This window comes from Gaiella sp. (assembly GCF_039915195.1).
GTDB lineage: Bacteria > Actinomycetota > Thermoleophilia > Gaiellales > Gaiellaceae > Gaiella.
In genome coordinates this window covers 1-8145 of sequence record NZ_JBDSNT010000126.1, presented here as the reverse complement: position 1 = coordinate 8145, position 8145 = coordinate 1, and the positions used below count along the sequence as shown (strand labels likewise).

The following is an 8145-nucleotide window of genomic DNA, read 5'->3' as shown; positions in this document are numbered from 1 at the left end:
CGAACGAAAGCGGTGAAATCGGCCGATTCCTGCGGGTTCATCCCGGCCGTCGGCTCGTCGAGGAGAAGCAGCTTGGGATCGGTCGCAAGCGCTCGGGCGACCTCGAGTCGCCGTTGATCGCCGTACGGCAGCGAGCCGGACTGCTCCTCGTGGCGCTTCGGGAGCCCGCTGTAGACGAGGAGCTCTCGGGCCTTCTCTCGCGCCGCAGCCTCTTCGCGTCGCACTCCGGGAGTACGGAAGATCGATCCGAGGATCCCACTGCCGAGCCGGCAATGCATGCCGACCATCACGTTCTCGATCGCCGTCATCTGGGCGAAGAGGCGGATGTTCTGAAACGTGCGGCCGATCCCGAGCGCCGTGATCGCGTGCGGCGGCTTGCCGACCACCTCGACCCCGTCGAAGATCACGGATCCCGACGTCGGCACGTACACGCCCGTGATCTGGTTGAAGAAGGTCGTCTTGCCCGCGCCGTTCGGTCCGATCAGGGAGACGATCGAGCCGCGAGGGATGGTGAAATCGACGTCGTTCGTGGCGACGAGCCCGCCGAACTCCTTGCGCAGCTTCACGACCTCGATGAGGTTGTCAGTCATCGGACGAATCTCGGTCGGTGAGGGTTCCTTCGTGCTGCGCGTCGTAGAACGGCGTGTCATGGACTCCCTCGGCCATCTCTATCTTGTGTCGGCGTTCCGGGATCAGCCCGGTGGGACGGAACAGCATCATCAGGACAATGATGATCCCGTAGATCCCGAACTGATACTTCGTCGGATCGAAGCCGTCGAGCTTGGGGATGCCTGACTGCTGGATCTTGGAACCGATAGTGGCAAGACCTTCGACGTTGAGGTAGCCGAGGATCATGCCGCCGAGGAGCACGCCCCAGACGCTGCCGATGCCCCCGAGGATGACCATGCAGAGCAGGAACACCGAGATGTTGAAATAGAAGTCGGCCGGGAAGGCGCCGCCCTTGAAACTGGCGTAGAACGCTCCCGCAACACCGCCGAAGAACGCACCGATTGCGTACGCCCACGTCTTTGTGCGCATCAGCGGGATACCCATGGCAGCGGCTGCCGTCTCGTCCTCGCGGATCGCGATCCAGGCGCGACCGAGGCGAGAGTCACGCAGCCGGACGCTGCAGAAGACCGTGATCAGAAGGATCAGAACGGCGATCCAGAAGTACCACTCCGCTCGCTGGGACGACTGACGGAAGCTCTCGGGCAACCCGATTGCTGCCCCGATTGCACCGAAGCCAAGCGAGTCGATCGGAGAGATCCCGAACGTCCCGTGCGTGAGGTCGAAGCCACCGACGTTGTCGGCGTTGCGGACGAACTGTGGCACGATCTCCCCGAAACCGAGCGTGACGATGGCGAGATAGTCGCCGCGAAGTCGCAGGGTCGGCAGACCGATCAGGATGCCGGCAACCATCGTCAGCAACCCGGCGACCAGAAGCACGACCCACATCGAGATGTGAATCCCGGGAACGCTGGCCCCAACGCCAACCGACCCGAACTGGAACGACCACTGGTCGAACTGCTGCGACGCGAACCATCCGGCGGTGTACGCCCCGACCGCATAGAAGGCGACGTAGCCGAGGTCGAGGAGGCCGGCGTAGCCGACGACCATGTTGAGCCCGATCGCCATGGTCGAGAAAACGACCATCACGACCATCGAATCCGTGCTCGGCACGAAGTCGCCGATCAGTGGCAGCGACGAAAGCGACTCGACGATCGTCGGGTAGATCAGGGCGAGAACCACCAGCACCACGACCGCGACGGCGTTGCGGTTCCCCACGGCCGAACGCGCACGTGTGCCGAGGTTGGTCATGCCCCCTCTGGCGTCTGTTCGCCGAGGATGCCTTCTGGGCGGAAGACGAGGATCAGGATCAGGATCCCGAAGACCATCGTGCGCGTCCAGTCGCTGCCAGGGGCAAGCCAACCGAGGCCCTCATTGAACGCCTGGACAAATCCGATGATGAGTGCTCCGAGCACGGCTCCGGTGAGATTCCCGATTCCCCCGAGGACGGCGGCAGTGAAGGCGATCAGGCCGAGCTCGAACCCGGTGTCGTACCGCATGTTGAACTGCAGCAGGTAGATCACTCCCGCAGCGCCTGCAAGCGCACCCGCGAGGAGGAACGTGACCGAGATCGTCCGGTTCACGTCGATCCCCATCATCGCCGACGCCTCGGTGTCCTGGGCGACCGCCCGCATGGCCTTCCCCTGCTTTGTCGAGCGAACGAACCAAGAGAGCACGACGAGCAGCGGGATCACGATGATCAGCACCGACGCCTTGCTCCACGAGTAGCTGATGTCGCCGATCGAAATCACATCCGTACGTGGGATGAAGTTCGGCACCGTTCGGTAGTTGACGCCGTAGACGGCGAGACCGATGTTCTGGACGATGAACGAAACGCCGATCGCGGTGATCAACGGCGCAAGTCGCGGCGCTTTCCGTAGCGGCTTGTAGGCCACGCGCTCGATCGACGCGTTGAAGAGCGCGAACCCGACCATGATCACAAGGAGCGTGACGACGAGGCCGCCGATGATGAACATCACGCTCGCCCCCTCGTCGAGGCCGAGAATGCTCACGATCACCGTACTGGCGACGAGACCGGAGAGCGCGAACACGTCGCCGTGGGCGAAGTTGATCAGCTGCAAGATGCCGTACACGAGCGTGTAGCCAAGAGCCACGATGCCGAAGATCGTCCCGTTCGTGAGGCCGATCAGCCCGGTGTTGACGAATGCGGTCGGATCCTTGACGAAGTTGACGACGAGCCAGACAACGACGAGCCCGACAAGAGCCAGGCCAATCAGATCGGAGACGCTCGCCTCACGGAGCTTCGTGAATATGCCATTCATCGTTGGATCCACCTAAGCAGAATGACGGCGGGAGGGCAATGCCCTCCCGCCGTCGCGTCTGTCGCACTCAGGTCGAGAGACCTACTTCCCGAGTGCTGCGTCCACCGTCGCCTGGTTCGGCGAGATGACCTTCACCGTCTCGAGCTTATCCGTGGCCTTGTAGATCACGATCGCCGTGACAGCCCCGCTCGCTTCCTGAGGATCGCCGTTCGCACTGAAGGCGAACGAGCCGAGCAAGCCCTCCTCGACCTTAGTCGCGAATACCTGCTTGATCACGTCGGCACGCGAACCGTCGGAGGCACCGATGGCCGTGAGCATGACCTGCGCCGCCTGCGCGCCGTAGATCGCGTACGGATCGATCTGCTTGCCGCCGTTGAAGTCCTTCGCAAAGTTCGTCGCGAAGTCCTTCGCCTCACCGGTGAACTGGTCGATCGGCTGGCCGGCTACCGACATGTACATGCCAGCGGACGCGGGGCCTGCGTCGTCGATCGTTCCCTGCAGGGCGAACCCGTCAGGTGTGAGCAGCTTCACCCCGGTGTTTGGACCGAGCACGGCCACCTTGTCCTTGATCACCTGGGCACCATTCTCGTCGATCAGGCCGCCGAGGAAGACGGCGTCCGCGCCAGATGCCTTGACCTTCCCGAACAGCGCCTCGTACGACGACGCCTTGGGATCCCACGCCTCGAATCCGGCGATCTTGATCCCGAGCGACTCGGCGGCGCCGCGGAAGTTCGTGGCGACACCGAGGCCGTACGCCTCCTTGTCGTTCAGGATGTAGACGTTCTTGACGCCGATCGACTTCGCGAACTCTGCATCCGCGCCACCCTGATACGCATCGTTGGCGACCACGCGTGCGTAGTTACGCGTGCCGGACGGGTAGTACTTGTCCGGTTCGGTCGTGTCACACCCAGGTCCGCCTTGCGTCAGGCAGACGTACGTGTTTGCAGGCGAAACCATTGCGATGCCGCCGTCCGGCGCCTGGTTGACGACCGGGATGATGATGCCGGCGCAACCAGAGTTGAACGTCCCGATAATGCCGATCACCTTGTCGTTCGCGGCATAGGCGTTCGCGTTCTGGCTGCATTTGCCGGAGTCCCATTTGCCGGCCTGAGCCGTCGCGTCGTCGCAAGACTGGTAACCGATGTTGTAGTCACCCGCCTTGAAGTTCGCCTTCTTCAACTCATAGCGAATGGCGTTCGCGATCTGGATCGTCTGCGTGCGAGAGGCTCCCTGGAGTGGCAAATCGGAGACCACCAGGTAGTCCGGGTCGCCATCGCCTTCGTACTCGATCGCGGTACAGGATGATGACGGCAGCGCCTCGGGCGCGCCGCCCCCGTCGCTGCCACCACAACCTGCCGCAACGAGTGCGAGCAGAGCGATGAGCAGACCGACGAGGAACATTCCTTTCGTCTTGAGCGCCAAGTCTTTCTCCTCCAGTCGTCGAACGAAATAAGCCGTGCCCGGGTGCGCGGGGCCGGCCCTACGATTAGGTGGCGCTAGTCTAGGGCATTCCGCGCCGACTACAAGCACGGATCGACGAAGTTGCCAGGAGGCAACGGCCTGGGGCCTGCAACAACTGGTGCGTTCCGGCCTCGAACTCGGCAAAACAGCGCTTCAGTGGGCGAACGCTGCGATCTCGTCGCCGCCGCGCTGCTTCGCGAGGTAGAGCGCCTCGTCGGCCCTTTTGATGACCTCGGTCGTCGAGCTTCCGTGGAGCGGGAACGACGCGACTCCGAACGAGGCACTGGGTCGGAAGCCCGCCAATGTCTCCGCGGCGATCGACCCGCGGATCCGCTCGGCGACCGCGAGCGCCGTCTCGATGTCGGCATCCGGCAGGAGAATCGCGAACTCGTCACCACCGATCCGAGCGGCGACGTCGCTCACGCGCTTGTGCGTCCTCAAGCAGCTCGCGATCAGCTCGATGAGCGCGTCGCCCGTCTCGTGTCCACGCAGGTCGTTCATCGTCTTCAAGCCGTCGCAGTCGCAGAGAACAACCGATACTGGATGATCGTCGTGGGTCCCACGCCTCAACTCCTCGTCGAAGCGCTCCTCGAACCCACGCCGGTTGAGCAGTCCCGTCAACTGATCGGTCACTGCGGCACGCTGCTCCCGACGGAGCGCGGTAGCCACGTCGATCAGGGCAGCCGTGTGCTGCGCAAACAGGGTCGCCGCCTCGAGCCGTTCCTTCGTAGGTGGGGAGCCCGTGAGTCGTCCTGTGAGGAGGCCAACGGGAGCACCGCCTGCCCGGAGCGGGATCACGACGAGAGAGCTGGTCGATCCGTCCCGGAGCCCTACCTGTTGAGCAGCGACGACACTCGAGGAGATGTGCTCACCCGCTCCCCGTTCGAGGCGCATGAGGAGCTCGCTGTCCAACGGCTCGAGGTGAACATCATGGCGCCGCCAGAAGCTTACGAGCCTCGGCTGAATGTCGTCCTCTCGCCAGAGGTCGAGCTGGGTGGAGGAAAGGCCGAGAATGCGCCCGGTCGTCCTCGTCGCAAGCTCCGCGATCGCGCCGATTCCTCGGAGCGAGCTCGCGTGAACGCAGAGACGTACGAGATCCTCGACGCCGGACTCGACGCCCTCCCGACTCTCGGAGAGACGCTCCCCGAGACGGGATGCGAGTGGGACGAGTACCGCTCCAGGGGAGCGAGGCAGCCGCAGTCCCACCGACTCGACGGTGAGGACGCCCACGATGTCACTTCCGGCCTGAAACGGAATCGCAACCTCGGACGTTGCGCTGCCGGGCGTCGCGCCCGCGGTTACCTCGGCGACAACCTGAATGGTTCGAGTCCGGATCGCTCGTCCCATCACGCCGTGGTCCAGATCAAATCCATCCCGAACCTCGGCATAGCCGTGCTGGGCTACGAGCCAGAGGCGATCGTGCTCGACGACGTAGAGGCTGGCGAGCAGCGAGCCCTGGAACGGCTCACAGAGGGTCGCCAAAGCCTCCTCGATCGCGCCGCGCCCCTGCAGGCCCTCGAACCGCCGCTCGGCGGTGCGGCACGCACGACGCAACTGGCGCTCGGACAGCCTGTCCGCGGCCGACGTTTCACGCGGAGTCGGCGATGCCTCGTCCCTTTCCACTTGCACGAGCGTCTCGTCGACCGAAAGGGCCGCGGCCACGTCGGCCCCGGTCTCGATGTCCGTGACCTCGTCCGCCTCGCGAGCGATGTCCTCCAGTACGTCAAAGACCAGCGGATCGAACTGAGCACCGCGCTGCTCCCTCATCATCTCGAGTGCCGTTTCCACCGGCAGTGCCGAACGGTAGACACGCTCGGTCGTCAGGGCATCGAAGACATCCGCCACGGCTGCGATCCGTCCCTCGAGCGGAATCGCTTCGCCCTCAAGACCATAGGGGTATCCGTGTCCGTCCCAGCGTTCGTGGTGGACGAGGGCGATCGTCGCCGCGAGGTCCAGCACCTCGGAGGCCGAACCCGTGAGAAGTCGATGGCCTATCTCGGCGTGGCGCTGCATCGTGCGCCGCTCCTGGTCGGTGAACTGACCCCGCTTGAGGAGAATCTCGTCCGGGATCGCGATCTTGCCGATATCGTGGAGCGGACTGGCTTCGCGAAGCAGCCGGCAGCGATCCTCGTCGAGACCTAGCCGGCGCGCGATCTTCTCGCACATGCGCGACATTCGCTCCGTGTGATGTCCAGTCTCCTCGTCGCGAAACTCGGCCGCGTCGGCGAGCCTTCGGATCGTCTCCGCCTGGGCTTGGCGCAGTTCGAGCTCCGATCTGCTCAGGCGGGAAACGGTGTCGAGAAGCTCTTCCTCTGTCCGGTGCCGCTCCGTGAGCTCGGCCTGCACGCTGTCGTGGAGGAGAACATTGTCGAGCGCGATCCCGGCGATCCTGCAGAACCTGTCGAGCAGCGCAACCTCATCCTCCGAGAAGCGCGACGAGCCGGCGCGGACCAGCCCGATCACGCCCAGCATTCCTTCTCTCCCGCGCAGTGGCGCGGCGACCGCCGCTGTGTCGTCGACCGCCGCGAGCGCCTCTCCACCCGAGGCCACGCGGCCGGCAAGCTGTTCCCCGAACCGAATCCGGTGACCGACTCGGTCGGAGAACGCCCCGGTGCCGGCCGCGAGCGAGAGGCCGTCGCGATCCGGCTCGACGAGGTAGAGATGGCCGTCGTCGACCCCAAAGAGGGCAGCCGCCTTCGAGAGAATCAGACGGAGGAGCACGGGAGTCTCGTGACGTTCAGCGACGAGAGCCGCGACGCCGTTCAGTGCCCCAAGCTCAGCAAGGTGGAGCGCGGCGTCCGAGGGGTCGCCTGTTGGCGACCATCGGCGATGGAGGGATGTCCGCACCCAGGTCGTATCGGCACCACGCCCCGATCCATTGAGCGCGCTTCCGGGTCTCTATCGAGGCGCCGCATGAAGCTATGCCGAAGGGGGAAGGAACCCCCACGCCCTTTCAGGCGCCGGATCTCGGTGGGTCTCGGCCGGTCCGGGATTCCGGCCCGGATACTGAGGATCGATCTCGGCTGGTCGCGGTGGTCTGGTTCCCCTTCGGTTGCCCTCGCCGTCCCGGTGCTGGAGCGAGGGCCTGCAAGGCCGTAGACTCGCGCAAATGCTGACCTGCCCCTCGTGTGGTAAGGAACTTCCGGGCGAGTTCCCGTTCTGCCCGTTCTGTGGCGTCCCGTTGATCGGCCCCTCTCCCGTCTCGCGGGAAAGGAAGGTGGTGAGCGTGTTGTTCTGCGACCTCGTCGGGTTCACGGCGGCGTCGGAGAGTGCGGATCCGGAGGAGGTTGCTGCTCGGATTGCGCCGTATCATTTGCGGGCGCGGGAGCGGATCGAGGCGTTCGGGGGAACGGTGGAGAAGTTCATCGGGGACGCGGTGATGGCGGTCTTCGGCGCACCCACCGCGCATGAGGATGATCCGGAGCGGGCAGTCAGGGCCGGTCTGGCTGTGTTGGAGGCGATCGAGGAGCTGAACGCCGCCGACGAGTCGCTCGCGCTCTCCGTCCGAATCGGGGTGAACACGGGTGAGGCGGTGGTGTCGCTGAGCGCTCGGCCGGAGTTGGGTGAGGGGATGGTGACGGGGGATGTCGTGAACACGGCCGCGCGGATTCAGGCGCAGGCACCGGTGGATGGGTTAGCGGTGGGTGAGGCGACGTTCCGGGCGACCGAGCGGGTGTTCGAGTACGAGTCGCTGGAGGCGATCTCCGCGAAGGGGAAGGCGGAGCCGGTGCCAGTCTGGCAGGCGCTTCGTTCGACCGCGCGCTTCGGCTCGGATGTGATCCGTTCGATGAGCACTCCTTTGGTGGGCCGGGAGCTTGATCTGACGTTGCTTCGG

At 64.8% G+C, this 8145-nt stretch carries 6 protein-coding genes; 1 reads left to right on the top strand and 5 read right to left on the bottom strand.

The features are described from left to right. From ABIR74_RS11865 to ABIR74_RS11845, 5 genes are all read right to left on the bottom strand, one after another. A partial coding sequence (locus ABIR74_RS11865; protein ID WP_348178360.1) for an ABC transporter ATP-binding protein occupies window positions 1-590 on the bottom strand: 590 nt, incomplete at its 3' end. Further along, complete coding sequence (locus tag ABIR74_RS11860) at window positions 583-1818, bottom strand: branched-chain amino acid ABC transporter permease (RefSeq protein WP_348178358.1); 1236 nt, start codon at window positions 1816-1818, stop codon at window positions 583-585. The genes ABIR74_RS11865 and ABIR74_RS11860, both read right to left, overlap by 8 nt. Then, entirely contained in the window at window positions 1815-2849 is a 1035-nt protein-coding gene (locus ABIR74_RS11855; protein ID WP_348178356.1) for a branched-chain amino acid ABC transporter permease, read from the bottom strand. Before ABIR74_RS11855 ends, ABIR74_RS11860 begins: the two co-directional genes overlap by 4 nt. Window positions 2850-2930: 81 nt before the next feature. After that, on the bottom strand, window positions 2931-4271 hold the full coding sequence (locus tag ABIR74_RS11850; protein WP_348178354.1) for a branched-chain amino acid ABC transporter substrate-binding protein: 1341 nt from the start codon (window positions 4269-4271) through the stop codon (window positions 2931-2933). A gap of 192 nt (window positions 4272-4463) precedes the next feature. Then, window positions 4464-7157 (bottom strand): diguanylate cyclase, encoded by a 2694-nt coding sequence (locus ABIR74_RS11845; RefSeq protein ID WP_348178352.1) that lies wholly within the window; start codon window positions 7155-7157, stop codon window positions 4464-4466. A 262-nt stretch (window positions 7158-7419) separates the two neighbouring features. Between ABIR74_RS11845 and ABIR74_RS11840 the strand changes: the two genes are divergently transcribed. Then, a partial coding sequence (locus ABIR74_RS11840) for an adenylate/guanylate cyclase domain-containing protein (RefSeq protein WP_348178350.1) occupies window positions 7420-8145 on the top strand: 726 nt, incomplete at its 3' end.

Bases quoted from the DNA above. Each gene is read 5' to 3' on its own strand.
- ABIR74_RS11860 (WP_348178358.1), bottom strand. From the start codon at position 1,818: ATGACCAACCTCGGCACACGTGCGCGTTCGGCCGTGGGGAACCGCAAC.
- ABIR74_RS11855 (WP_348178356.1), bottom strand. From the start codon at position 2,849: ATGAATGGCATATTCACGAAGCTCCGTGAGGCGAGCGTCTCCGATCTG.